Annotated in this window: 23 protein-coding genes, 4 tRNA genes and 1 pseudogene; 18 read left to right on the top strand and 10 right to left on the bottom strand. The window is 39.3% G+C overall.

Going from position 1 to position 25,193, the window contains the following annotated elements:
• The first annotated feature begins 152 nt into the window (after positions 1-152).
• Positions 153-1,112 (top strand): thioredoxin-disulfide reductase, encoded by a 960-nt coding sequence (trxB, locus tag Q1A31_RS06275; RefSeq protein WP_299873915.1) that lies wholly within the window; start codon positions 153-155, stop codon positions 1,110-1,112.
• A gap of 26 nt (positions 1,113-1,138) precedes the next feature.
• The gene (gene aat, locus Q1A31_RS06270; protein WP_299873912.1) at positions 1,139-1,903 is read left to right on the top strand and encodes a leucyl/phenylalanyl-tRNA--protein transferase; all 765 of its coding nucleotides are present in this window, start codon (positions 1,139-1,141) and stop codon (positions 1,901-1,903) included.
• Positions 1,904-1,984: 81 nt separating this feature from the next.
• Here aat and Q1A31_RS06265 read toward each other — a convergent pair whose 3' ends face one another.
• A complete protein-coding gene (locus Q1A31_RS06265; protein WP_299873909.1) occupies positions 1,985-3,397 on the bottom strand; it encodes an L-serine ammonia-lyase in 1,413 nt (470 codons plus the stop codon).
• 573 nt (positions 3,398-3,970) lie between these two features.
• On the opposite strand from Q1A31_RS06265, the gene Q1A31_RS06260 reads away from it, so the two are divergent.
• The 4 genes from Q1A31_RS06260 to Q1A31_RS06245 are packed head-to-tail and all read left to right on the top strand — an operon-like array spanning position 3,971 to position 6,644.
• Positions 3,971-4,312, top strand: coding sequence for a hypothetical protein (locus Q1A31_RS06260; RefSeq protein WP_299873907.1), 342 nt, complete (start codon positions 3,971-3,973; stop codon positions 4,310-4,312).
• 54 nt (positions 4,313-4,366) lie between these two features.
• Positions 4,367-4,804: a hypothetical protein gene (locus Q1A31_RS06255; protein WP_299873904.1), complete on the top strand. Its 438-nt coding sequence runs from the start codon at positions 4,367-4,369 to the stop codon at positions 4,802-4,804.
• Between the two features lie 59 nt (positions 4,805-4,863).
• Positions 4,864-6,228 (top strand): hypothetical protein, encoded by a 1,365-nt coding sequence (locus Q1A31_RS06250; RefSeq protein ID WP_299873902.1) that lies wholly within the window; start codon positions 4,864-4,866, stop codon positions 6,226-6,228.
• Between the two features lie 26 nt (positions 6,229-6,254).
• Positions 6,255-6,644: an Hsp20/alpha crystallin family protein gene (locus Q1A31_RS06245; RefSeq protein WP_299873900.1), complete on the top strand. Its 390-nt coding sequence runs from the start codon at positions 6,255-6,257 to the stop codon at positions 6,642-6,644.
• Positions 6,645-6,766: 122 nt separating this feature from the next.
• On the opposite strand, the gene Q1A31_RS06240 is transcribed toward Q1A31_RS06245, so the two are convergent.
• The 5 genes from Q1A31_RS06240 to ligA form a co-directional block, all read right to left on the bottom strand.
• A tRNA-Leu gene (locus Q1A31_RS06240) sits at positions 6,767-6,853 on the bottom strand.
• A gap of 80 nt (positions 6,854-6,933) precedes the next feature.
• Positions 6,934-7,007 (bottom strand) — tRNA-Cys (locus Q1A31_RS06235).
• Positions 7,008-7,130: 123 nt separating this feature from the next.
• A tRNA-Cys gene (locus Q1A31_RS06230) sits at positions 7,131-7,203 on the bottom strand.
• Positions 7,204-7,457: 254 nt separating this feature from the next.
• Positions 7,458-7,533, bottom strand: a tRNA-Gly gene (locus tag Q1A31_RS06225).
• 75 nt (positions 7,534-7,608) lie between these two features.
• A complete protein-coding gene (gene ligA / locus Q1A31_RS06220; RefSeq protein WP_299873897.1) occupies positions 7,609-9,666 on the bottom strand; it encodes an NAD-dependent DNA ligase LigA in 2,058 nt (685 codons plus the stop codon).
• Between the two features lie 286 nt (positions 9,667-9,952).
• Between ligA and dksA the strand changes: the two genes are divergently transcribed.
• From dksA to Q1A31_RS06160, 12 genes and pseudogenes are all read left to right on the top strand, one after another.
• Complete coding sequence (gene dksA, locus Q1A31_RS06215; RefSeq protein ID WP_299873894.1) at positions 9,953-10,402, top strand: RNA polymerase-binding protein DksA; 450 nt, start codon at positions 9,953-9,955, stop codon at positions 10,400-10,402.
• A gap of 226 nt (positions 10,403-10,628) precedes the next feature.
• A complete protein-coding gene (gene gluQRS, locus Q1A31_RS06210; protein ID WP_299873891.1) occupies positions 10,629-11,576 on the top strand; it encodes a tRNA glutamyl-Q(34) synthetase GluQRS in 948 nt (315 codons plus the stop codon).
• Positions 11,577-11,608: 32 nt separating this feature from the next.
• Complete coding sequence (locus Q1A31_RS06205; RefSeq protein WP_299873889.1) at positions 11,609-12,316, top strand: thioredoxin family protein; 708 nt, start codon at positions 11,609-11,611, stop codon at positions 12,314-12,316.
• 13 nt (positions 12,317-12,329) lie between these two features.
• A complete protein-coding gene (locus Q1A31_RS06200; RefSeq protein WP_299873886.1) occupies positions 12,330-13,310 on the top strand; it encodes a hypothetical protein in 981 nt (326 codons plus the stop codon).
• Between the two features lie 129 nt (positions 13,311-13,439).
• Positions 13,440-13,745, top strand: coding sequence for a BolA family transcriptional regulator (locus tag Q1A31_RS06195; RefSeq protein WP_299873883.1), 306 nt, complete (start codon positions 13,440-13,442; stop codon positions 13,743-13,745).
• A gap of 165 nt (positions 13,746-13,910) precedes the next feature.
• Positions 13,911-14,789, top strand: a complete 879-nt coding sequence (locus Q1A31_RS06190) for a DMT family transporter (protein ID WP_299873881.1) — start codon at positions 13,911-13,913, stop codon at positions 14,787-14,789.
• A 417-nt stretch (positions 14,790-15,206) separates the two neighbouring features.
• Entirely contained in the window at positions 15,207-15,788 is a 582-nt protein-coding gene (gene rsxA, locus Q1A31_RS06185) for an electron transport complex subunit RsxA (RefSeq protein ID WP_131905109.1), read from the top strand.
• Position 15,789: 1 nt separating this feature from the next.
• Positions 15,790-16,326, top strand: a pseudogene (gene rsxB, locus Q1A31_RS06180) (electron transport complex subunit RsxB); the annotation flags it as partial.
• 191 nt (positions 16,327-16,517) lie between these two features.
• A complete protein-coding gene (gene rsxC, locus Q1A31_RS06175; protein WP_299873871.1) occupies positions 16,518-18,239 on the top strand; it encodes an electron transport complex subunit RsxC in 1,722 nt (573 codons plus the stop codon).
• A gap of 3 nt (positions 18,240-18,242) precedes the next feature.
• Positions 18,243-19,325, top strand: a complete 1,083-nt coding sequence (gene rsxD / locus Q1A31_RS06170; RefSeq protein WP_299873868.1) for an electron transport complex subunit RsxD — start codon at positions 18,243-18,245, stop codon at positions 19,323-19,325.
• Between the two features lie 34 nt (positions 19,326-19,359).
• Positions 19,360-20,064 (top strand): electron transport complex subunit RsxG, encoded by a 705-nt coding sequence (gene rsxG / locus Q1A31_RS06165; RefSeq protein WP_299873865.1) that lies wholly within the window; start codon positions 19,360-19,362, stop codon positions 20,062-20,064.
• On the top strand, positions 20,064-20,777 hold the full coding sequence (locus Q1A31_RS06160) for an electron transport complex subunit E (protein WP_299873863.1): 714 nt from the start codon (positions 20,064-20,066) through the stop codon (positions 20,775-20,777). The genes rsxG and Q1A31_RS06160 overlap by 1 nt, the downstream gene beginning before the upstream one ends.
• A gap of 92 nt (positions 20,778-20,869) precedes the next feature.
• Here Q1A31_RS06160 and Q1A31_RS06155 read toward each other — a convergent pair whose 3' ends face one another.
• From Q1A31_RS06155 to Q1A31_RS06140, 4 genes are all read right to left on the bottom strand, one after another.
• A complete protein-coding gene (locus Q1A31_RS06155) occupies positions 20,870-21,118 on the bottom strand; it encodes a hypothetical protein (RefSeq protein ID WP_299873861.1) in 249 nt (82 codons plus the stop codon).
• Positions 21,119-21,165: 47 nt separating this feature from the next.
• Positions 21,166-22,899 carry a SulP family inorganic anion transporter gene (locus tag Q1A31_RS06150; RefSeq protein WP_299873859.1) on the bottom strand — a complete coding sequence of 578 codons (1,734 nt, stop codon included), beginning with the start codon at positions 22,897-22,899 and terminating at the stop codon, positions 21,166-21,168.
• Between the two features lie 241 nt (positions 22,900-23,140).
• Positions 23,141-23,815, bottom strand: coding sequence for an adenylate kinase (locus Q1A31_RS06145; protein ID WP_299873856.1), 675 nt, complete (start codon positions 23,813-23,815; stop codon positions 23,141-23,143).
• A gap of 275 nt (positions 23,816-24,090) precedes the next feature.
• Complete coding sequence (locus tag Q1A31_RS06140; protein ID WP_299873853.1) at positions 24,091-25,038, bottom strand: cupin-like domain-containing protein; 948 nt, start codon at positions 25,036-25,038, stop codon at positions 24,091-24,093.
• Positions 25,039-25,193: the final 155 nt, after the last annotated feature.

Below are 25,193 nucleotides of genomic sequence, written 5' to 3'. Positions count from 1 at the left end.
GAATATTTAAGTATTGCTTTACCTTAATGCGAACATTACATAGCATAGCGAACAATTGTTATAGCTTCTGTTATGGCTGCAAAAATAAACAGATATAATACAGAAATAATATAACCAACTAATATCAAACAGATTACCCAGGAGCATCACCCATGAGCGACGCGATACACCACCCACTCATCATTTTAGGATCAGGACCTGCAGGTTATAGTGCCGCTGTTTACGCTGCACGCGCCAACCTTAATCCGGTCATTATCACCGGTATGGAACAAGGCGGCCAATTGATGACCACTACTGATGTAGACAACTGGCCGGGTGATAACGAAGGCGTACAAGGTCCAGAATTAATGGAGCGCATGAAGAAACATGCAGAGCGCTTCGATACAAAATTAATCATTGATTATATTGCCTCTGTTGATTTCAGCTCAAGACCACTGAAACTAAAAGGTGGCAGTAACGAATATACCTGTGATTCACTAATCATCTGTACTGGCGCATCTGCCATGTATCTGGGATTAGAATCTGAAGAGAAATTCAAAGGCCGTGGAGTTTCTGCCTGTGCTACTTGTGATGGTTTCTTTTATCGCAATCAAAAAGTAGCAGTCATAGGCGGTGGTAATACTGCTGTTGAAGAAGCGCTATACTTATCGAATATCGCTAGCGAAGTTATCCTTGTTCATCGCCGTGATGAATTACGCTCAGAAAAAATCTTACGCGATCAAATCCTCAAAAAAGCAGAAACCGGTAACATAACTTTGATGTGGGACAATGTTTTAGAAGAGGTTTTAGGTGATGATGCGGGCGTAACAGGAATGCGCATTAAGAATGTCAAAACCGAAGAAACTCAAGAGTTAGATGTGCATGGTGTGTTTATTGCAATTGGACATAAACCAAATACAGATATCTTCGAAGGTCAACTCGACATGCAAGGCGGTTATATTTCTGTAAATAGCGGCACTGCAGGTAATGCCACTCAAACCAGTGTTGAAGGCGTATACGCTGCGGGCGATGTAATGGATCACGTTTATCGTCAAGCCATTACTTCAGCTGGCACTGGTTGTATGGCCGCTTTAGATGCCGAGAAATTCATGGACAAACTGGCAGAGAGCTAATCTAACACCCGGAATAGATAAAAAGCATGGCTTCAGAAAAATCATCTTCTTCTTTAGTTCTACTTGATCCTCACGCCAGTGATGAGCCATTTCCACCTGTGGAAATGGCTTGGGATGAACCCAATGGCTTACTAGCTTTTGGTGGAGACCTCTCCCCTACCCGCTTGATCAACGCCTATAAATCCGGGATTTTTCCGTGGTTTAACCCCGATGAACCGATATATTGGTGGTGTCCTGACCCACGCGCCGTGTTATTTCCAGAACGTATCAAAATAAGTAGAAGCCTTAGAAAATCCATAAGAAAAAATCTAAATAGCGGCTATTCAATTAGATTTGATACCGACTTCTCTTCTGTCGTTAAAGCTTGCGCAGCGCCAAGAGCACTCTCAGGAGGCACATGGATAACCAATGAAATGCATGATGCCTATCAACGCTTATTCGAACAAGGTATTGCCCATAGTGTTGAAATATGGAATAACAAAGAAGAATTAGTCGGTGGACTTTATGGCGTTGCCTCTGGCGGCGTATTCAGCGGCGAATCAATGTTCAGTAGAGAACGCGATGTATCCAAAATCGCCTTTGTAGCACTCGCCTGGCATATTAAGCATTGGGGTTATTCGGTGATTGATTGCCAAATTGCGAACTCACATCTAAGCAGCATGGGCGCGATAGATATCCCAAGAAAACAATATTTACAGATACTTAAAACAAGCCGAGCCTTCGAGCAACCCCATTGGGATTTCGTTGAGGATATCGATCTATCCCGCTGGGACCCAACTGAATCTCTATAAAAAATGCCCTATAAGTAGGGGGGTGACTTTATTAATATCTGTTTAATATTTTCTAAGGTATTTAATAAACAATTTCCTGCATTAACACTCAACAATATTAACGGGCACTTCAATAACCTGAATCGCCAATCCACCGCGTGATGTTTCCTTATACTTAGAACGCATATCTTTACCGGTTTCACGCATGGTAGCGACTGCTTTATCAAACGAAACAAAATGCTCGCCCGTGCCTCTTAAAGACATTCTTGATGCATTAATTGCCTTCACAGACCCCATTGCATTACGCTCGATACACGGAACTTGCACCAAACCACCAATAGGATCACAGGTTAAGCCCAAATTGTGTTCGATACCTATTTCAGCGGCATTTTCAATTTGCTCAGGCGTACCGCCTAAAACTTCGGTTAAACCAGCCGCAGCCATTGCACAAGCAGAACCGATCTCACCCTGGCAACCGACTTCTGCACCAGAGATTGATGCATTTTCTTTTATAATGATGCCTATAGCAGCTGCCGTTAATAAGAATCTAATGATTCCATCTTCACCATCACGCTTATAAGCACGACAGAAATGTACATAATAATGAATTAAGGCCGGAATAATACCAGCAGCACCATTAGTAGGCGCAGTCACAACACGCCCACCTGCAGCATTTTCTTCATTCACCGCTAAAGCGAATAAATTCACCCAATCCATACTGCCTTGATTATATTGTTCGTTAGTGAGTTTGTTTTCTAAAGAATGGCACAATTCAGCAGCACGCCTTTTAACTTTCAAACCACCAGGTAAGATACCTGTATTCTTGCAGCCTGCTTCTACACATTCCTGCATGACTTTCCAGATTTTTAATAATTTCTCGCGCACTTCTGCTTCGGGCAACCAAACACATTCATTGCGTAACATGATTTCACTAATGGAAAGTTTTTCTTTTTTACACAGTGCGAGTAATTCATCACCTGTAGTAAATGAATAGGGTAAAACAGTATCGTTTTGTTTTATCGGTGATGTAGCTTGATCTCTCTCGCTATCATCAACGACGAATCCACCCCCGACAGAGTAATATATTTTTTCCAACAATATCTCATCATGCGTATCACACGCAGTCAACATCATTCCATTGGCGTGAAAAGGTAATGACCTCTTTCTATGAAAGGTAATATCTACCTCGTAATCAAAATCAATTTCTTTAGAACCCCCTAATTTTATTTTTTTAGATTCGAGTATTTGATTAAAAATAGCAGGCACTTTATCCACATCGACTTCATCAGGTTTTTCACCCATCAAGCCTAATAGAACCGCTTTACCACTCCCATGTCCTTTGCCAGTAGCACCGAGTGAACCATAAAGGTCAACAGAAATACTAGCGACAGCACCTAAATTACCCTTCTTCTCTAAACCATCAAGAAAAGTTTTAGCCGCAACCATAGGCCCAACAGTGTGAGAACTGGAAGGTCCAATACCAATTTTGAATAAATCGAAGATACTAATAGCCATGAAGTGACTCTATATGATTTGAAATGAGTGATTTAAATATAAGAGACTAATATATGCCAAAAAATGATTTTTAACATGAATAGTTATTAAAAATAGTCACCCCCCTACTTTTAGCCACATTTTTAATTATATATTTATAAATAAATGTTTAAAAAAGCAAAAAAGTTAAATTAAAAGCGTGAGGTTACCCTATAAAAATAGCCATATTGAGAAAACAAAGACAAAAACAACAACTGATAATGTGAAATATGTCACAAAATTATAAGATAAAACTTAGTGAAAACTTATTTACAGAAACAATGCAAGTAACAATTAAATCCCTAACTAACTGTTTTTATTAAACATTAATAACTTTTAATTGTAAGTTATAAGCATACCTAAATGTACTAGTACATTAGTATTAAACCTAATGGCCTATTAACTATATTGATAAGTAAGAATATAGTTTGTCTGCGGTTGAGGAAAAAGGTTCATTTTTTCTTTAAATCGTAAGATAAAAGTAAACAGTTCACATGAAGGAAATCATTATTGTTTACTTTTGAATTTTAAATTTATTTTGTGAGGGAAATTATTATGAAAATTCAATTATTAACAGCAGCAGTAGTTATAGCGTTTACATCAACAGCAGCATTTGCTACGGGAGGAAAACCAAACGGTCCTAAGCCAATGCCTCATAAAGGAGCAACTCTAACCAATAATTCTACCAATGCTTTAGCTATTGGCTCTAGTACAGGTAGCGCAAATGGTTTAGGTGGTTTCACAATTACTACATCTGGTGAACGTGCCGTCGCGGGCTCAATATATTTAGAAAATTGTGCGTGTGATTTCGATTCAGTAAGTAACACGAGTAATGGTGCTATAGCAGTTGGTGCGGCAACAGCGGGCTCTATTCACGTAGGTGGATACAGTAATTAGTTTAATTTAGCTAGCCCTAAAAAATAGTGTATAGGCAATAAAGGAGCTTGGGTAATGAACTCTAAGATATATTTTTTTATGAAAAGTATAATGCTTTCTAAGATATTTAAGATTTCAAAGATCAGCATCTTTACAGTCTATACACTTTTTTTTGTAATTAGCAATTCTTTTAATATTGCTTATGCGAATAGATTTGATGCACCATCATTAAAGCTACCATTGAATGAGTTTGATTCTCGTATCGACAGTAGCATTTTCAATGTAGATTTCCTATTGGCCCACATTATTAATAACGGAAGAAAAACAGTCAGAGAAGTAGGTGAGATAACTGACACAGTTGAAGGCCTTTTACAAGATACTACTGTTTTTACCAACAACTCTGGTGTAGAAGGCGCATCTGCTGGATCAGTAATAATCCCCCCAGGAACAACTGCCAACACCATTATTATTTTAAATCAAAACGAAGGCGACTCTATTGCTATTCAACGATAGCGTTTTTAGTTACTTAACAAACAAATAGAACTATAAAAATAATATTTAAGGATATGATTATGAAAGAGTGGAGAAAAAAAATAACTATTCTGAGTTTCACAGCCTTGATTAGCTCTTGCTCAACTTCAAATATTCAAAATGAGTTTAGCAAGCACCTTGAATATCCCACAGACACCAAAACAAGAGCGACTAACTACCTTGGTTGTTTTGGAGACATGCTCTCTACCTATCGCACTAATGGCAATAATGTTGCCCCATTAAAATTAGCAGTAATTGATGTAAAAGATGCAACAAATATCTCATCAAGTGCTTATCCAGATAGTGAAATACCAAATAATTTCACAGATATGACACTTGGTTTGATTACTCGCATAGGTGGACCAATAAGAATTTCACACATCCCTAACAGTAATGAAATACTTGATGCCGCACGATATAAAAATCTAAATAATTCAAAAAACTCTTCATACTTAGGTGGTTATAAAGCATCACATTATAACTACGCTACAATTCAATTATATGGCGCTTTAACGGAATATGATCGAATTATTAGAAATAGAAAAAATAGTTCAACAGGGTCATTTGAATTTGGTAGCGGTAGTGGCGAAACAAATTTAGAAGCCACTTCTAACAAAGTCACAAATGTAGCACGCATGACTATGGATTTCCGAATAGCTAACGCTCACATTGGTGATATTGTGAATAACAGTAGCTCTACAAATACTGTTCAGGTCTACCAAAAAGGAAACGATCTATCCTTCGGCTTAAGTATAGATGGAAACTCTATAGGTTACAGCAGAGAAAGATCTGTAGTAGATGCAAGACATAAAGCCATTCGCTTACTTATTGAATGGGGAATTATCGAAGCTCTTGGAAGATACACCTATGTGCCCTACTGGAAATGCCTACCTAATTCAGACAACAAACGACAAATTGGATTTAAAGATATAATCTCTTCAAATAAAATGTATGATTTCCATAATTTTAATAGAGGAAACTCTCGAGTTGTATTACGTAAGAAAAGCAAAGTATCTTTAGTAGATATGAGAGATAAATTATTAATAAATCAAGTCATGTCAGATTTCGTAAACGTAGAATATGTTGATGATGACGGCGTACGCAAACTATTAAAACGCCCAGAAAAAGATACGACTTTAGTACAACGTAGAGTTGTAAACGGAAAAGTTGTTGATAGCAAATCCATTATTGACGGAAAAGCAACTGTACGACGCGACATACTGGCTCATTATAGAAAAGATAGGAGCTACTCAAAACTATCTGATAGCGCCCTGTTAAAGCGATTACATAGCGACTTCGTAAAGGCCAGAATCATAAGTTCTAATGACAATATGTTGAGCGCTAATACTTACCTAGCATTATGGTTAAATGTTCCTATTGAAAAAGGAGCTCGCTGGAGAAAGTAAACTGGTCGATTAAAACAAAAGAAAAGATGATTAATTATATTTCAAAACTAATAGTGCTTGTTTTAACAAGCACTATTTTGTTTGTGACTTATGCAGATATCGCTTTTTCTGGCTCATCAGTTAACTCTTTGTCTATTTCAAGCGAACGAACTGAAAGTGATAAGGCTTATTATCTAAAAATACACATTGATGGAATTGAATCATCACAACTAAAAGTAAAAATGATTGAAACAGAATTACAAATCACTGCACAAAATGGCGGCATGATATCCGGCAATGCTATAGCCGGTGGGCAGTTTGTAAATTACTCTTATCGATTTCCAAATGACGCAGATCTGCAACACCTAAAGAGAGTCAACTCAGATAAACTCGTTGTGTTTACTATCCCCAAAATCAATCAAAAGTCAGACTATTAGATTGAAGTACACTCTAGAAAAAACCAGAAAAAATATAAGTTTTAATTTACAGTTTGCGAATATTTCTTAAGAACGTAAGAGAATTATTGCAAGAACAAAGAAAGATATAACTTTGTTAGTAATGGTGCCCAGGGCCGGAATCGAACCGGCACGGTGTTGCCACCGAGGGATTTTAAGTCCCTTGCGTCTACCAATTTCGCCACCTGGGCATACTACTTAGATGGTCTTATAAATCTAGCCTAAGTTTTAGTGTTTGGCTAACACTGTTTTAAATCACACTTTTAAAAAGTGGAGGTTGAGCCCGGAATCGAACCGGGATAGGCGGTTTTGCAAACCGCTGCATAACCATTTTGCTACTCAACCTTTTCACTAGGGGCGGGATGATAGCATCAAAAATTAACGGATGGAATGCCTATTTCAAACCTTTTTGTTACTTCAATAAAAAAGCCCTAGAATGATTAATCCTAAGGCTTTCTTATTTAAATTTGGAGGCTGGACCTGGAATTAAACCAGGGTATCCGACGTTGCAGGTCGTTGCATAACACTCTGCCATCCAGCCGTGAACAAATATAAATAAAAGCCATTGCTCAAACTATACTCACCATGATCAACGGCACCTTTTATGACGACCATTGGAGGGTAAGTAATTTGTATAAATTTTCAGCACCTATTTTCATCATCATCTCTAAGAAACTAATAATAAAAATCACTGAATAATCTCTACATTATTTCTTAAATTTTCCTTCTTAAACTATGAAGTAACACTCAAGAAACAAAAAAGCCAATCATAATAAAATGATTGGCTTTTGTATTTGGAGCGGGTAACGAGATTCGAACTCGTGACCCCGACCTTGGCAAGGTCGTGCTCTACCAGCTGAGCTACACCCGCTTCGTATCATCAACAACTCATGCCACCAGAGCCGTCTCAACGAGGCGCGTATATTAAGGTTACTTTTAAAAACTGTCAAGCATCTGAATGCAATTTTTTTAAAAGATTTATCAACTCATTTTCATCAGATACCGGAACGCCTAATTCCTCGGCTTTTGTGAGCTTTGAACCTGCTTTTTCTCCTGCAAATAAAGTTGTGGTGTTTTTTGAAATACTGCCACTTACTTTTGCACCTAATGCTTCTAATTGTTCTTTGGCTTCATTTCGCTTTAGCTTTTCCAGTGTTCCGGTTAGCACATAGGTATTCCCAGCAAGAGGCAAACTTTCTGTTGATTGTCTTTTTTCAGGGTTTTGAGGTTCTACTCCCGCATCCAACAAAGCCTGTATAACTTCATTGTTATGCTCTTGCTGGAAGAAAGTAACGATATGGTTAGCGACTATAGGACCAACGTCATCTACGCTTTGCAGGCCATCTAAATCGGCTGCTTTCATTGCTTCTAGTGAACAGTAATGATTTGCCAAGGATTTAGCGGTTGTTTCACCCACTTCCCTTATACCCAATGAATAAATAAACCTGGCAAGCACTGGATGCTTGCTATCCTCAAGTGCCTTAATCAAATTTTGCGCAGATTTTTCACCCATACGGTCTAATTTGATTAAACTTTCTACTTTTAAACTATATAAATCACTCACATTTTTTATTAACTTCTCATCGAATAACATCTCGACCAATTTATCGCCAAGACCATCAATATCCAGTGCTTTACGTGAGGCAAAGTGCTTTATCGCTTCTTTTCTTTGTGCTGGACAAAACAAACCGCCCGTGCAGCGAGCAACAGCCTCTCCCTCAATATGTTCGACAGTTGAATCACATACAGGGCAGTGCGAGGGTATTACTATTTCCTTGGCGTCTGCCGGGCGTTTATCAGGGACGATTCTAGCCACTTCTGGTATCACATCCCCTGCTCTTCTTACGATGACGGTATCACCAATACGAACGTCTTTACGTTTGATCTCGTCCATATTATGCAAGGTTGCATTGGTAACAGTCACACCACCAACAAAAACGGGTTCTAAACGGGCTACGGGCGTTAATGCGCCTGTTCTCCCTACCTGGAACTCTACATCGTTTATTAACGTCATTTGTTCCTGCGCAGGAAATTTATGGGCGATTGCCCAACGAGGCGCCCTACTCACAAAACCTAACTTATTTTGCAATTCCAGAGAATTTACTTTGAATACAACACCGTCTATTTCGTAAGACAAGCTATCTCGCTTGTTGCCGATCTCGTTATAATATTCCAGGCACCCTGCCGCTCCTGATACTACTTTATTCTCAGGACAGATTGGCAACCCCCAGTCTGCCAATTGCTTCATTGCATCGCTATGATTAGCGGCTAACGTACCACCTTCGATCAAACCTGTGGCATAACAATACATAGCAAGATTTCGTGAAGCTGTGATTCTCGAATCGAGCTGTCTCAAACTTCCTGCGGCTGCATTTCTTGGGTTTACAAAGGTTTTGTCGCCATTTTCTCTGGCTTTATTGTTTAGCGCTTCGAATGAAGCCTTGGGCATATACACTTCGCCACGCACTTCTAGTCTTTGTGGAATATTTTTGCCGCTTAATTTAAGTGGCACTTGTCTAATTGTTCTGACATTTTCTGTAATGTTCTCCCCTGTTTCGCCATCACCTCGGGTTGCAGCCTGAACCAACACGCCGTTTTCATACAACAAACTCACTGCCAATCCATCAAGCTTGGGCTCAACGCTATATTCGATAGTAATATCCTTCTCACCCAATTTATCTAACAAACGTTTTTCAAAGGCCAATACTTCTTCTTCATTGAATGCATTACCTAGCGATAACATCGGCACCAAATGCTTTACTTGCGTAAATTCACTGAGTGGCAGAGCACCAACACGCTGTGTGGGAGATTCTACGGTTAACGTTTCTGGGTATTTTTCTTCTATGTCTTGCAGCTCACGCAATAGTTTATCGTATTCGGCATCAGGAAGCTCCGGATCATCAAGAACATAATAACGATGATTATGGTAGTGTAAAATTTCGTGAAGTTCTGCAACGCGCTGTTGAACAGACTCAGGTACATGAGGAAAGACTTGTTTAAACATAGGGTGGATTTCTTCAGTAAAGATTCAACTTTATGGCCTTTGAATGCAGTATCGGTACTGATTTAACAGTCAATAAGCGCAATAAAAGCCCCGTTAGTAGAAAAGTATATCAATATTAATCTGAGTAAGACTAATGTTATGAATAACTTATAACTTAAAATTGCTTGATTGAAAGTATTAATTTACCTAACAGAAAATTCAGGTACAATACGCGCGTAAAATTTTGCCGCAACATAGTTACATTTATAGCTATGGTAGACAAATGCAAACATGGAGACGTACAAGTATGGCAACAAACAACACGCCAATAACACGCAAGTCCGCTTTACCTGTTGATGGTATCGAACCTTATGTTCCTAAGAAAGACGAGGAATACATGAATGAAAATCAACTTGCGCACTTTAGAAGTATCTTAATTGCTTGGAAAAAAGCACTCATGGAAGAAGTAGATCGTACCATGGGTCACATGCAAGAAGAAGCAAGTAACTTTTCTGACCCTGCTGACAGAGCAACCCAAGAAGAAGAATTCACACTTGAGCTTCGCGCTCGCGATAGAGAACGCAAACTAGTACGTAAAATTGATAAAACGATTGCACGTGTTGATAACGATGATTACGGTTATTGTGATGCTTGCGGTATTGAAATCGGATTACAACGTTTAGAAGTACGCCCAACAGCAGAACTATGTATTGATTGCAAAACAACCGAAGAGATCAAGGAAAAGCAGATTGCTTAAACTGACTTGAGTTAATGACATCAATCATTAAGGGAGTTACGGTTTCGACTGTGACTCCCTTTTTTATGTATTCTTATTCAGCTTTTCTGATTTAGAATACTTTTTTTAGAATTTACATTCAAAGTCACCCCCCTACTTACAGGCGGTTTTTCTACGACTATAAGCGCGCACGCACATAACAAGAACAAACATTGTTTTTAACAATCACATCATCTAACGTGTATTCATGACTTTAGATATACAACCAAATAAAAATATTGATTCACCGATTGGCAGATTTGCTCCTTCTCCCACTGGTGCTCTTCATTTTGGTTCATTAATTGCTGCTACTGCAAGTTATCTAGCGGCAAAACAAGATCCTGATGGTAAATGGTTGTTACGCATAGAAGACGTAGATACTCAACGAGAACAGGACGGCGCGAGTCAATCCATTATAGAAACACTCGAGTCTTTTGGCTTTATGTGGGATGGAGAAATCCTATACCAAAGTCATCAAAATGAAAAATATCAAGCCGCCTTAGATAGCATTTCAAACCACATTTACCCCTGTAGCTGTACACGTAAATATTTGCAATCATTATCAGCAACAGATACCTATGGCTATATTTATCCTGGTATTTGCAGAAACGGTATCAATAATCCTGATATCGAAAACCCAAGCATTCGAGTCAAAACAATCAGCGAAGAGATTTGCTTTCAGGACTTATGCCAACCGGATATCTTTTGTCAGGATATAGAGCATGAGATTGGTGATTTCATCTTAAAGCGTCGCGATGGTTTATATGCTTATCAACTGGCTGTTGTGGTTGATGATGCGCTTCAAGGAATTAATCAAGTAGTGCGTGGCTCGGATATACTGGATAACACGCCAAGACAAATATACCTACAACGCTTACTGGGTTATCCGCAGCCAGAATACTTGCATTTTCCTACTGCAGTTACAGCTAACGGGAAAAAACTCAGCAAGCAAAACCATTCACCCGCTATTTCGACAGAAAATAATTCACGTATTCAAAAAATTGAAACATTACTAGCCGCTCTTGAATTTCTGGGACAAAATCCACCCAACAGCTCTGACTTTGAATCATTGGATGATTTGTGGCAATGGGCCTTTCAACATTGGAAGAATGATAATATTCCTAAAGTAATGACTAAATTTACAGCATTCGAGTGATCAATGAGATCGTCAAATAAAACTGTTGAGATATGACAATGAAAGATGAAAACACCAACTCCACAACAACACCTATTGCACCAGAAGCTTTGATGCTATTAAGCAGTCATTGTGCGCATTGTCCCGGTGTTCTTGATTCATTAAGCAAATTAATTAAATCAGGGGAGTTAGGCAGTCTCCATGTAATCAACCTCGAACAGCATCCAGAAGCAATGCAGCAGTACAAAGTACGATCTGTACCCTGGGTGCGCATTGGAAAACATGAACTAACGGGCGCTCAAACGATTGAAGCACTACAACAACGCATCAATTGGGCAAAGGAAGAGCAAAATACCGAAACTAACGAGGTTAACAATCAAGTTGCTGACTTCGATTTTCTATTATCAGAAGGACAAGTCGCTAAAGTTATTGCGACTATTAATAAAGACCACGCAGCCATACAAGACATTATGACTTTATTGGGCGACTCTGGAACGGTATTGAGTACACGAATAGGTATAGGCGTTATATTTGAAGAATTTACGGGGACTGATCTACTAAAATCGCTGGTTGATGACTTGGGCGCATTAACTACTCATCAGGATAAGCGCATACGTGCTGATGCTTTGCATTATTTAGGTATGACGGCCGATAGCAGAGCTATTGAGTTTCTAAAGAAAGCAGATACCCAAAAAGACAATGATGATGAAATCAAAGAAATCATCGAAGACTCCCTATCAGCGCTAAAACAGAATAATTAGGTCGCTCTAGAATATGTCCATGCAATACACCGCTTTCATAAGCTGGCTAAAAAGTCTGTCGCTTGAAATTCTCTCAATTACTTATAACCTGTTTAAACTGATGATACCCATCATCATTATCGTCAAAATTATTGAAGAATTGGGCGGCATTGAATTCATCGGCATAGTGCTGGCACCGATTATGGAAATAGTTGGCTTACCTGCCTCTATGGGATTAGTTTGGGCAACAACATTAATCAGCAATATTTACGGCGGTATGATCATCTATGTCACGATGGCGATAGAGCAACCGTTAACTGTTGCTCAGGTTACCGTTTTAGGTGCAATGATGTTATATGCTCATGCGCTGCCGATTGAATTACGTATCGCTCAAAAAGCAGGTGTGCGTGTACTTTATTTATTTTTATTACGCGTGGTCGGCGCATTATTACTCGGGTTTTTATTGCACCAACTCTACAGTTTAGGTGGATATCTAGACACACCAAGTACCGCCTTATTTAAACCCGAAGTCAGCACTGATAGCTCTCTTATGGGCTGGGCAATATTACAAGTAGAGACGCTATTCAAAGTATTTCTAGTCATCATTGTCCTGGTAATATTCTTACGCCTATTGAAGTTAAGCGGCATAGAAAAACTCATGAGCTGGTTACTAAAACCTGTCTTAAAAGTATTAGGTTTAAGTGAGAGAACCACATCAATCACCATTGTAGGAATTACCCTTGGCATTGTTTACGGAGGCTCATTATTAATCAATGAAGCCAAAAGCGGACGGGTGACTAAAATGGATGTTTTTGGTTCCTTAACGCTATTGGCCCTATGTCATAGCATTATTGAAGACACCTTGCTAATAATGCTGCTTGGGGCTGACATTACCGGAGCCTTATATTTCCGTGTTTTATTTGCACTTTTATTAACCGCAATATTAGTTAGATTGACAAATATACTCAGCGAAAAAACAATAAACAGGTTTTTAATCTATCCTGAGAAAACTTAAATCGGTGAATAAATAATTGAATCAATCAGTGAATCTAATTTTTATGCACCATCGAAATCATCTTGTTTAAAATTATCTAAGCCGCATAATAGCTTTTTAAAGAACAGCGACTAATACAGAGCCAAAACTATGAATATGCAGACCATTATCGAAGAAAAATTAAACGAAGCCCTTTCTCCGGAAGTTTTAGAAGTAATCAATGAAAGTCATATGCATAGTGGCCCAGCGACTGAATCTCATTTTAAAGTGGTAGCCGTAAGTGATGCCTTTGATGGAAAAATGCTGATTGCCCGTCACCGTATGATCAATGCAGCCCTGGCGGATGAACTACAACAGATTCATGCATTAGCCCTACATACCATGACACCCGATGAATACTTTGAAAAAGCTGGTAAAGTGGCTGATTCACCCGAATGTGGTGGAGGAAGTAAGTAAAGGTCACCCCCCTACTTTTAGCGTGTTTTTCGTTTTATTGTTTAAAACGTTAAACACGATTATTTGCTTTAGCATTAGACTGCAACTGTCAAATCATAATCACTCATCTTTTAGTTTTTCTCTTCGCTGTTCAACCAGGCTTTAACAAAGGGCTGTCTTTTACCCATGACTTCGAATAATAAATTGCTATTTATAGCAATGATTTTACTGGCGATGACGCTTATACCGCTGGGTGATACTGCAGGGAAATTACTGATGCAACAAGGGGTTACCCCAATTTATGTTGCCTGGTCCCGTTTTGTTATTGGCGCTATTTGTTTACTGCCTTTTAGCGGACTAAAATTGTCAGAATTACGTCATTTTCTAGATTTGCGATTACTGATTCGCGCCGCACTTTTCATTGGCGCAGTCTCTTCAATTCTTACCGCCGTTAAAACAGAATCCATTGCCAATGTATTTGGCGCATTTTTTATCGGCCCGATTTTATCTTACTTTATCGCCGCCATATTTCTTAAAGAACCTATTACTCTAGTACGCTCAATTCTATTGTTTATTGGTTTTGGCGGCGCGCTACTGGTGATTAAACCGGGCTTTGATATGAGTACTGGCATGATCTATGCTGTAATGGCAGGTACATTTTACGGATTTTTTCTGGTGACAAACAGATGGTTGGCAGGCACATTTAGACCGCGACTGATTTTAATCTCTACTCTGGTCATTGGCAGTTTCGTATTAACACCGTTTGGGATTAAAGAAATGCCAGAACTTAATATGAATCTATCATTGCTGATCTTACTAAGCTCTTTATGTTCTGCAATCGGCAATCTTTTAATTATAGAAGCCAGCCGTCAATTGCCGGCAAGTGTCATTGCCCCGTTTGTCTATATTCAATTAGTTGCCGCGACTTTCTTTGGCGTGGTGGTATTCAATACCTGGCCTGATCAATTAAGTTTGATTGGTTTGATTACATTGATTCTGGCAGGTATGTCCTCATTCCTAATCGCTAATCGAGAGAAGAAGCAGCTACAGAAGAATATAGCTTAAGAAATACGTTAGATGGCTATCATTTAGTCACCCCCCTACTTTTAGGCACTTTTTCTAATGTTGCCCTTTATTTCAGGCAAAAAAAGACGCCCCAAAAAGGAGCGCCAACCGCTAGGAGGGTATTAACGATCTATTCCCACTCTTATTAAATACCCATCAACAAGAATGCATCGAAAAGATCAAAATTAAGTATATTATTATTTGCTAACATATCAAGCACTTTTGAACGAATAAATAAAATAAATGATCACTTTCATGACTCATATCGGAATAACCAACAAAGTTAGTATGTTTTATATCCTCTCCCTATAAAATCAGTTAGGTTTATCGCCCAAATATGTCAAAATACCGCTCTTTTTACAGTGATGGGATTTTTCATCACGCATCACAAACAGCTAAATTAGTAGCACTTACATAATGACTGAATACCTACTTATCATTGTCGGCACCGTTTGGGTGAACAATATTGTTCTCGCTCAGTTTCTTGGCTTGTGTCCGTTTATGGGCGTTTCACGCAAACTCGAAACAGCTATGGGTATGGGCTTGGCAACAACGTTTGTACTCACCCTTTCTTCCATTTCAAGTTACCTGGTTCACGAGTATCTATTAGCGCCTTTTGACCTTGAATATTTACGCACCATTAGTTTTATTCTGGTGATAGCCGCTATCGTTGGCTTTACTGAATTGGTGGTGCATAAAACCAGCCCGTTATTACACAATGTTTTAGGCATTTACTTACCATTGATAACAACTAATTGCGCTGTTTTAGGTGTCGCATTATTGAATGTTCAGCAGTCTAACAACTTCATAGAATCTGCCTTGTACGGTTTCGGTTCTGCGCTTGGTTTCACTCTGGTTTTAGTTTTATTTGCCGCTATGCGCGAACGTCTGGCGGCGGCAGATGTTCCTGAAGCTTTTCAAGGCAATGCTATTGGCATGATAACAGCAGGTTTAATGGCACTCGCTTTTATGGGCTTTACAGGTTTGATCAAGGGTTAATATGTTAACGGCAATTATCATATTGGTTGGCCTCGCGGTCTTCTTTGGATTGGTACTGGGTTATGCATCAGTCAAGTTCAAAGTCGAAGGTGATCCATTATCCGATCAAGTAGATAGCCTGCTGCCGCAAACTCAATGCGGCCAATGTAGTTATGCAGGTTGTCGACCATACGCTGAAGCTATTGCCAAAGGCGAAGCCCCAATCAACAAATGTCCTCCAGGTGGCGAAACCACTATTTTAGCTTTGGCTGATTTACTGGATGTTGAGCCCATGGAACTCGATGAAGAAGCCGAAGCTGCTCCAGAATCACCCGAAGTTGCGGTCATCATCGAAAAGGATTGCATTGGCTGCACACTGTGTATTCAAGCGTGTCCTGTAGATGCCATTGTTGGCGCTGCAAAACTGATGCACACAGTGATTGAATCCGAATGTACCGGTTGCGAATTATGTCTTCCACCCTGCCCGGTTGATTGTATCGTAATGGAGCCCATCAAGAAGACACCACAAAGCTGGAAGTGGATAGAGCCAAAATCGATTGAAAAGACCTATCATACCGTTCCTACTATCATTGAGACGCCAATTAAAGAGTCATCAGTCGAGGTAAAAACCAAGCCATCTAATGATACACAAAGTACTGCAGCAGAAAATAAAACAGATTCTGTAAATACAAAAAATGTAACCGAATCAAGTGACTCTAACAATGAGTCAAAAAGAGGAGCAGCATAAAGATGAATGCTTCTCTTTCTACAAACCCATCAACTACTGCTCTGCGGTTATCACAGAACATTAAACTATATAAGTTTCATGGTGGTGTACATCCACCTTTTCATAAAAAAGATTCGAATCAGAAACCGATTGAATTTGCGGGCATACCAGAGAGATTAATTGTTCCTATCCACCAACACATTGGTAAAACTGCCGAGCTGGTAGTTAGCGTTGGAGATAAGGTAAAAAAAGGTCAATTAATTGCAGAAAAATCCGATTTTATTAGTGCCGCTATCCATGCGCCTACTTCTGGCAAAATAAGCTTTATTGGTGAGCACTCTATCCCGCACCCATCTGGTCTTACAGAGATATGTGCGGTTATCGACACTGATGGAAAAGATGACTGGGGAGATTACAAGCTAACGCCTATTGAAGATCCAGCGAATGCTGATTATTCTGAGTTATTAGACCGAATTGAACAAGCAGGCATTGTCGGCCTAGGTGGTGCAGTTTTTCCAACGGCGGTTAAGTTAGCGGGCGCGAGCCAGCAGAATAAAAATAAAATCAAAACATTGATAATCAATGGCGCTGAATGCGAACCCTATATCACTTGCGATGATCGTTTAATGCAGGACCGTAGTGCTGATATTGTGAAAGGCATTCAGGTAATACAAACGTTAATTAAACCTGAAAATTGCCAGATTGCGATTGAAGATAATAAACCCGAAGCCATTGCTGCCATGCGTGCAGCAACCGCTGATTTTTCAGATATAGAAGTTATCGCTATTCCTACCATTTATCCAAGCGGTGGCGAAAAACAGTTAATCGAAATACTCACAGGCAAAGAAGTCAGATCAGGTGGCCTACCGATTGAGCTAGGGTTGATGTGTTCGAATGTGGGCACAACTTATAGCATCTACAAAGCAATCTATCTGGGCGAGCCTTTATTATCACGTATTATTACTGTTACTGGTAATGGCATTCAACACCCACAAAACTTCGAAGTATTAATAGGTACACCATTTAGTCATCTGGCACAACAAGCTGGCGGATATACCAAAATGGCGGAAAATTTGATTATGGGTGGTCCCATGATGGGTTTTGCCATACCGGATGATGATGTACCAGTAATCAAAGCTACTAACTGTGCACTGTTTATATCAGCGACATCGTTGCGTGAATCAAATCCGGCTTTTTCAAATCAGCCAACTCTGCCATGCATCCGTTGTGGTAAGTGCATGGAAGTATGTCCGGTTAAATTGCTACCGCAACAACTGTACTGGCATATCCGCGCTAAAGATTTCGAGAAAGCAGAAGATCATAGCCTCAGAGATTGCATCGATTGTGGCTGTTGCAGCTATGTGTGCCCAAGCCATATTCCGCTCGTGGACTATTTCAGGTTTGGTAAAAGTGAAATTCGCGAACAGAAAGTTGCCCTGGAAAAAGCCGATTTATCACGACAGCGTCATGAATTCTTACTCTATCGAAAAGAAAGAGATAAGCGTGAAAGAGATGAGAAACGTGCTGCTCACAAAGCCGCGCTGCAAGAGAAAAAAGCGGCCGCTAAACCCAATGGTGCAAATGGCGAACAAAGTTCCTCACCAAAAGCCGATGCGATAAAAGCGGCCATGGAAAGAGCCAAAGCGAAAAAACAGGCACGCACTGAATCAGAACAGAGCGATGCTAAAACCAAAGAAACTAGCAGCAAGACCAACACCAAAGCTAATACAGAAGAAGCTCAATAGATAATGAAGTTCAAAACCAAAACATCGCCGTTTTTTAACAGCTCTCAAAACATCAATAGTGTGATGTTACAGGTGTTAATTGCATTAATTCCCGGCACACTTACATTGATGTACTTCTTTGGTGCAGGGATATTTCTTAATGTAATCATTTCGATTGTTTTTGCGGTGTCTCTAGAAATATTCGCCTTGATCATACGCAAACGTCCATTACTACCATTTCTAAGTGATCTAAGCGCAATTGTCACGGCATGGTTATTCGCACTAACATTGCCGCCATTAGTGCCCTGGTGGATTATTTTTGTTGGGGTTTTCTTTGCCATAATTGTGGCTAAGCACCTATATGGCGGTTTGGGATACAATCCATTTAATCCCGCCATGGTGGGTTTTGCGGTACTTATCGTTTCTTTTCCTTTTGAAATGAGTCAATGGATACACCCCCGTACTTTCGAGGGCTTAGGCGCATATGACTTTGGCTTGGTCGAACAACTGGGTTTCATCTTTGGTGATCAAAAGCCCGCTTGGGATGCGATTACCATGGCGACTCCACTCGATGAAGTAAAAACAGGACTTAGAGCGGGTACGGACTATGGCAAAGTGCTTGAAGGCTCAACATATCTACAGACCTTTTCACAGAATACCTGGATATGGAGCAGCCTTGCTTTCATCCTAGGTGGTATCTGGTTACTCTACAAAAAAGTAATTCAATGGCAGATACCAGCCGCATTACTTGGAACTTTAGGTTTTATTTCCGCCGTTTTTTATATTTTTTCTGGCGACAGCTTTGCGAGCCCTCTGTTCCACATCACCAGCGGCGCAACGATTCTTGGTGCTTTTTTTATCGCAACAGATCCTGTATCCGCAAGTACCACTCCAATAGGTAAATTAATTTACGGCGCCAGCATCGGCTTCTTTATCTATATCATTCGCGTTTGGGGTAATTATCCAGATGCAATTGCATTTGCCGTTCTGATTATGAATATGGCAGTACCAATGATTGATTACTATACCCAACCCCGTGTATTTGGTCATAAACCGTCATTCTTTTCTTCTGGTGCAACACAACGCAAACAGGATAAAAAATCATGACACAAGGATATAAAGCCTTGAGCAGGGTAAAACAGTGAAAAAGCATTACGAAGCCATGAAAAAGGCTGGTGCTTCGCTAGCGTTTTTTGCTTTCATTAGCGTTGTTCTCGTTGCGACGACAAATAGTCTAACCAAGCATAAAATTGAAGAAAATCAGGCAAAGATGCTATTGAAAGCGTTAAACCAAATCGCACCTGAAAGTTCGTATGACAATGATTTGGCAAACAGCAAAATCATCATTGAGCCTACTGAAAGCGGTTTTAGTCATGCAACACCCGTCTATCTCGCAACCATGCAAGGCAACCCAGTTACGGCTATTTTTGAAGTAACTACATTGAAAGGTTACAGTGGGGCTATCACTTTATTACTGGGTATCAATGCCAACGATAAATCAGTGAAAGGACTTCGCGTGGTAAAACACCATGAAACACCTGGCCTTGGCGATAAAATGGAAATCCGCAAGACTGATTGGGTACTAGGTTTTAATGGTAAATCCATAGGCAATCCTGACATTGAACATTGGCAGGTAAAGAAGGATGGTGGTGATTTTGATCAGTTTACAGGCGCTACTATCACTCCACGAGCTATCGTCAATGCTGCCAGATCAACCTTACTCTATGCTCAAGAAAATATGGATGGTTTGTTTATGTTAAAACCTGAGAAACTGACTAAACAACAGATCAAACAAAAGAATAAAGATAAATTAAAAACCAATAAAAAATTAAAGGAATCTGAATAATGTCTGCCACTTCACCCACTGATACTGGTTTAGACCTGGACGATGCTCTACCCCCAAAGGGAACAGCCTGGAATAATAGTGAGCGCAGGAAGATCACTATGGATGGTCTTTGGCATAATAATCCGGGACTAGTGCAATTATTAGGTCTATGCCCACTACTTGCAGTAACGGGTAATTTGATCAATGGCTTAGGCCTTGGAATCGCAACGATTATCACCTTAACCGTTTCCAATATCATTATCGCTTTTACACGTAACTGGGTACGCAAAGAAATTCGCATTCCTTATTATGTTTTAGTGATTGCTTCCATCGTGACCGTGATTGATTTGAGCATGAATGCTATCACCCCAGAGCTTCATAGCGTGCTAGGCATATTTATTCCTTTGATCGTTACTAACTGTTTAATTATTGGACGTGCAGAAGCATTTGCCTCTAAAAACACTATTAAACGTGCCGCACTTGATGGTTTTATGATGGGATTAGGTTTCACGCTGGTATTGATTGCTTTAGGCGCGATACGTGAAATATTAGGCAGTGGCACCTTATTTGCCGATGCATCACTGATGTTCGGCGATATTGCCAAGGATTGGTACATCAAACCCTTTGAAGAATATCAGGGTTTCTTATTGGCTATATTACCGCCAGGTGCATTTTTGGTGATGGGTTTACTGATTGCAATGAAAAACGTTGTAGATAAAAAGCTGAAGTCTTAATCACTTCTTACGGATTGTATTTTATAGATTCATGCATAAATCACAGATACAAAAAACAAACAATAAATTAAAACCTTTTTAATTCTAGCCAACTATTTTATCAAAGGTGCGATATAAGCATTGATGTCATTGTCGTTTAGTTCCGCGCTATCATCGTGCCACCAGGCGCTTAATGCAGTCACTTCACCCAAGGTTACATCAAACGCTTCAGAGAACAATTTCATCCATTCTAATTGTTGCTCTATCTCTTCATTGAAAACCAGATAACGTAACATCTCAGCGGGCGTACTACCTTCTTCAGCCATGGTTTTTAATGTTGTTAGAATTTCATCTCGTTGCATCTTTCTGACCTGTCTTTTTCTACTAGTTAAGCATTGATTCGATTCGTTTAGTTACTACATTCATTAAATATTTTGACTTCGCATCTTTCGCATTTATTGTCATCCAGTCTTTTCTTGATAAGTCTGATGGCTTGAGATTTAGAGTCAAAAAAGTGATCGTTTCCGATCATTTTAATGAAGTGAGATTTGGCAGCATCTGCATAAACACCAGGCTTCATGCCGACGAAATATAAACCACCACCTTGTTTAACCAATCGCTTATTTTCAGCCACTAGCATTTCAGAACCCGCTAAATCGATAAAGTTAATACCACTGGCTTCTATCAGTATGTGATTAATATTTTCAGTGTCAGAAATTTTGGCGAATTTTTTCTGGATATGATTTACCGAACCAAAATAAATCGACATATCTATGCGAATAATCTTCAGTTGTGGACACTCTGAGATTGGTTTTTCGCGTATATCAATAAACTTACGATGTGTGTTTTTTGGTCCATCATCAATCGAAAGCACAGGTATTTTAGGTGTTGAGGTTTTCGCCAAAAACAAAACTAGCGATAACAACACACCTAAATAAATAGCGAATTCAAGCTCAAGAAACAACGTAGCAAGGAACGTGGTAATTAATACCGATGATTCTGATTTACTAAATGTTAGCGTTTGTTTTATATGCGGTATATCAATCAGGTTATAGGCAACCAGTAATATTACCCCACCCATCGATGCGATCGGCAAATAAGCCGTTAACGGTGCAACTAACAAAACAATCACAACCAGGAATAAAGCAGCAAAAATTGCAGATAATGGCGTTCTAGCACCCGCTTCATAGTTAATACCAGATCGTGTAAAGGAACCAGACCCCGCATAACTAGAGAAAAAGCTACCTACCATATTGGACATTCCTTGTCCGATAAACTCCTGATTAGAGTCTATACGTTGATCTGACTTGGTAGAAATAGCTCTACTTATTGATACCGCTTCGATTAAACCTAGTAAAGCAACTGCAAATGCCTCTGAAGCTAATAGCTGAACCGCGTCAAAGGAAATGTTTGGCATTGACATAGGAGGCAAGTGTCGAGGGATCTCTCCTACCAGCTTTATATCGTCAGTAAACTTACCAAAAAATAACGCTAACAGACTCCCAACAATCATTCCTATTAACAAATAGGGTGACCGAGGAATTAATTTTTTGATGCCCAGTGCTGCAATCATCGTTGCTAAAGCAATTATTACCAGGTAAATATTCGTTTGAGTAAAACCTACAGCGAGATCTACCCAGGTGTGAATAAAGGACTCTCCCTTGGGTACATGAATTCCGGTGATATTTTTCATCTGACTGGTAGCAATCAGGATTGCAGCACCCGCAGTAAATCCAATGACAACGGTATGAGAGACGAAATTAGCAAGCGCTCCCAAGCGTGCTAAACCAAAACTTAACTGATACACACCGGCAAGAAAGGTAAGTGTTAACGCCATCGAAACAAATTCAGGAGTTCCTGGTTCTGCATGGTGGCTAACCGCTGAAAAAATGACAATGGATATTGCTGTGGTAGGCCCCGAAACCAAATGAAACGAAGAGCCAAATAATGCAGCAACGATGGGTGTAACCATTGCCGTATATAAACCATATTCTGGAGGAAGACCTGCAATGGTAGCGAACGCTACACCCTGAGGCAGTACAATGACCGCTCCCGTCAGGCCTGCAATGATGTCGGCTTTAAAAGTTTCTTTATTTAGGAGTTTAAACCAAGCCAGAAAAGGAAACAGAGCTTCAATTTTCATCAGTCCATCACTATATTAGGGAGCATTAATAATGGGTGCGGATTGTATGCCTCTAAATCGATTAGCTCAAGGATAAAAAGATATCTATAACTAATTAGTTAGAAATGTCACCCCCCTACTTTCAGGCTATTTCCTAAGGGTTATGTTTTAATGCAAAACATTAAATATTTCGTCAAAAAAAAACCTGAATATTTTTTAAAATATTCAGGTTTTAGATGTATCCAAAGGTTTTTAAAGATTATTAAGGAAGCTGACTAATAATCTCTTCTGAAATTTCTTTGATGCCTTTGGAACCGTCAATGGATATTATCTTTGCATTGCCGTTAGTTTTGAAGTAATTAACGGCCGCCATAGTGCCTGTATTATCATCATAGTAGATATTATGACGTTTATTAATTGCATCTTCATCCTGATCATCCGCTCTGGCAGAAAGTTCTCCACCACAGACGCGACAAACTAATTTACCGTCTTTTTCTACAGGTCGAATAGCTTCAAAGGCAATGTGATTTGGGTGATTATTATCATTAGCGCATAAACGTCGACCCATAATGCGTTCTTTGGCTATTTCTCGATCAAGTACGATTTCGATGACGACATCCAGCTTCATTCCTGATTCTTTTAAGGCTTTATCTAACGCTTCTGCTTGCGCAAGTGAACGTGGAAATCCATCAAGCAGCCAACCTTTATCTTTTGACTTGGCTAGAGTTTCCAACACCATTGGAATTGTTATTTCATCAGGGACTAGATTTCCCTCATTGATATATTCTTTCGCTTTGAGTCCGAGTTCGGTCCCACCTTTAATATGCTCGCGAAAAATGGCACCAGATTCAATATGATCAAGTCCATACTTATCTTTAACAATAGCACCTTGCGTGCCTTTACCACTTCCATTTGGACCAAAGGCCAAAATATTCATCAACTTCTCCCTAGTTAAAATTTGGTCGAACTTATAGCATGATAATTTATTATGATAACTATTAAAAAATGTTATTTTATATTTATATCATAAAATACAGCTTTTAATACAGGGTAAATGAAAAAAATTAACTTTAAAAGACACCCCCCTACTTTTAGTCGGTTTTTGGCAATTATTAATATTCACTATATGTCTTGTAATTTCTTGTGATTCTTAATTGACATTTAACGATGGTCAAAAATTGTGCTTATTGGGGTATAAAATACATACTGGTATTAACTTTTTAATTTTTTTATGGAGCGAATGCTTTGAATATATGGCTTGATTTTATTGGCGTGCAATGCAACTTTACCCAATAATGCTATTTCTCTTAGCGTAAGTCGCATCAATCCGAATGATTTAGGTAAAACTGGCGTTTCTATCATTTCTGGGTATCGCCATTTCCAGCGAAGATACCCTGGAATATTCTGATTAATATTGGCAAAACTGTTTTGCACCCACTGATATCGGTGATTCGATAGATAAGATTGCAGAGAATACCGGTCTAATTCTCGCTTCAATGTCGAACTAACAACGTCAGTTTTTCTTTTAGTAAAAATCCAGTTCAAATTCAGGTTTTCTTTTTCTAGCGATATCACTTTATGAAACCATAAAGGTGGGATAAAGAGCATATCACCCTGATTCAAAATCAGATGGGTGTAACTTTTCTTGTTGAATATCTTCTCGTCATTATCGTCCATGATCGCAAAGCTAGTGAATGGATAACAATCTAATGGCGTATCAGGCGAAACTAAAAACCATTCTTTTTTACCCGTCATCTGCACATTAAAAACATTCACCATATTGGCATCATAATGCCAACTGGAAACATTGCCCTGAGGGTGCGCCCAGATTCGCATTAATTCATTGCGTGGAAAAACATCATCCGAAGCTAGCAGCTGCTCAATAATTTCCGGTGTTTGATAATCCTCCTCAAGAGTACCTTTTTCCATCCAGTACCATAGCGAAGCGGCTTTCGCCGTTGAATCTTGCGCTAGCTTTTCACGAATATACGCTTCATTCCAACGATTAATAGCTGACCAGTTTTCTCCTATATTTTCGATTATTACGGGTGTTTCAGTCTGGTAATATTTTTCTGAAAATTCATCGAAGGAAAGAGTAGAAGACTCTCGTGCTATTTCAAAATAACCTTTATTGTTATTATGTGGATTGTGATTATTCATCGTGCGAAAGCGTCTTTTAATAAATACTGTGTTTTATTATAACGCCACCAAAGAAAATGACACCCCCCTACTTTAGTAGGCATTTTTTTGCATACTGCTGGAATCACTTTTCAGGTCATAATAGTTTTGTTATTTAATATTTTTTATAATCTTTA

Origin of the sequence: uncultured Cocleimonas sp., from assembly GCF_947495625.1 — a bacterium.
Taxonomy (GTDB): Bacteria; Pseudomonadota; Gammaproteobacteria; order Thiotrichales; family Thiotrichaceae; genus Cocleimonas.
The sequence above is the reverse complement of the archived record's forward strand: the minus strand, read 5'-3'. Positions and strand labels throughout refer to the sequence as shown.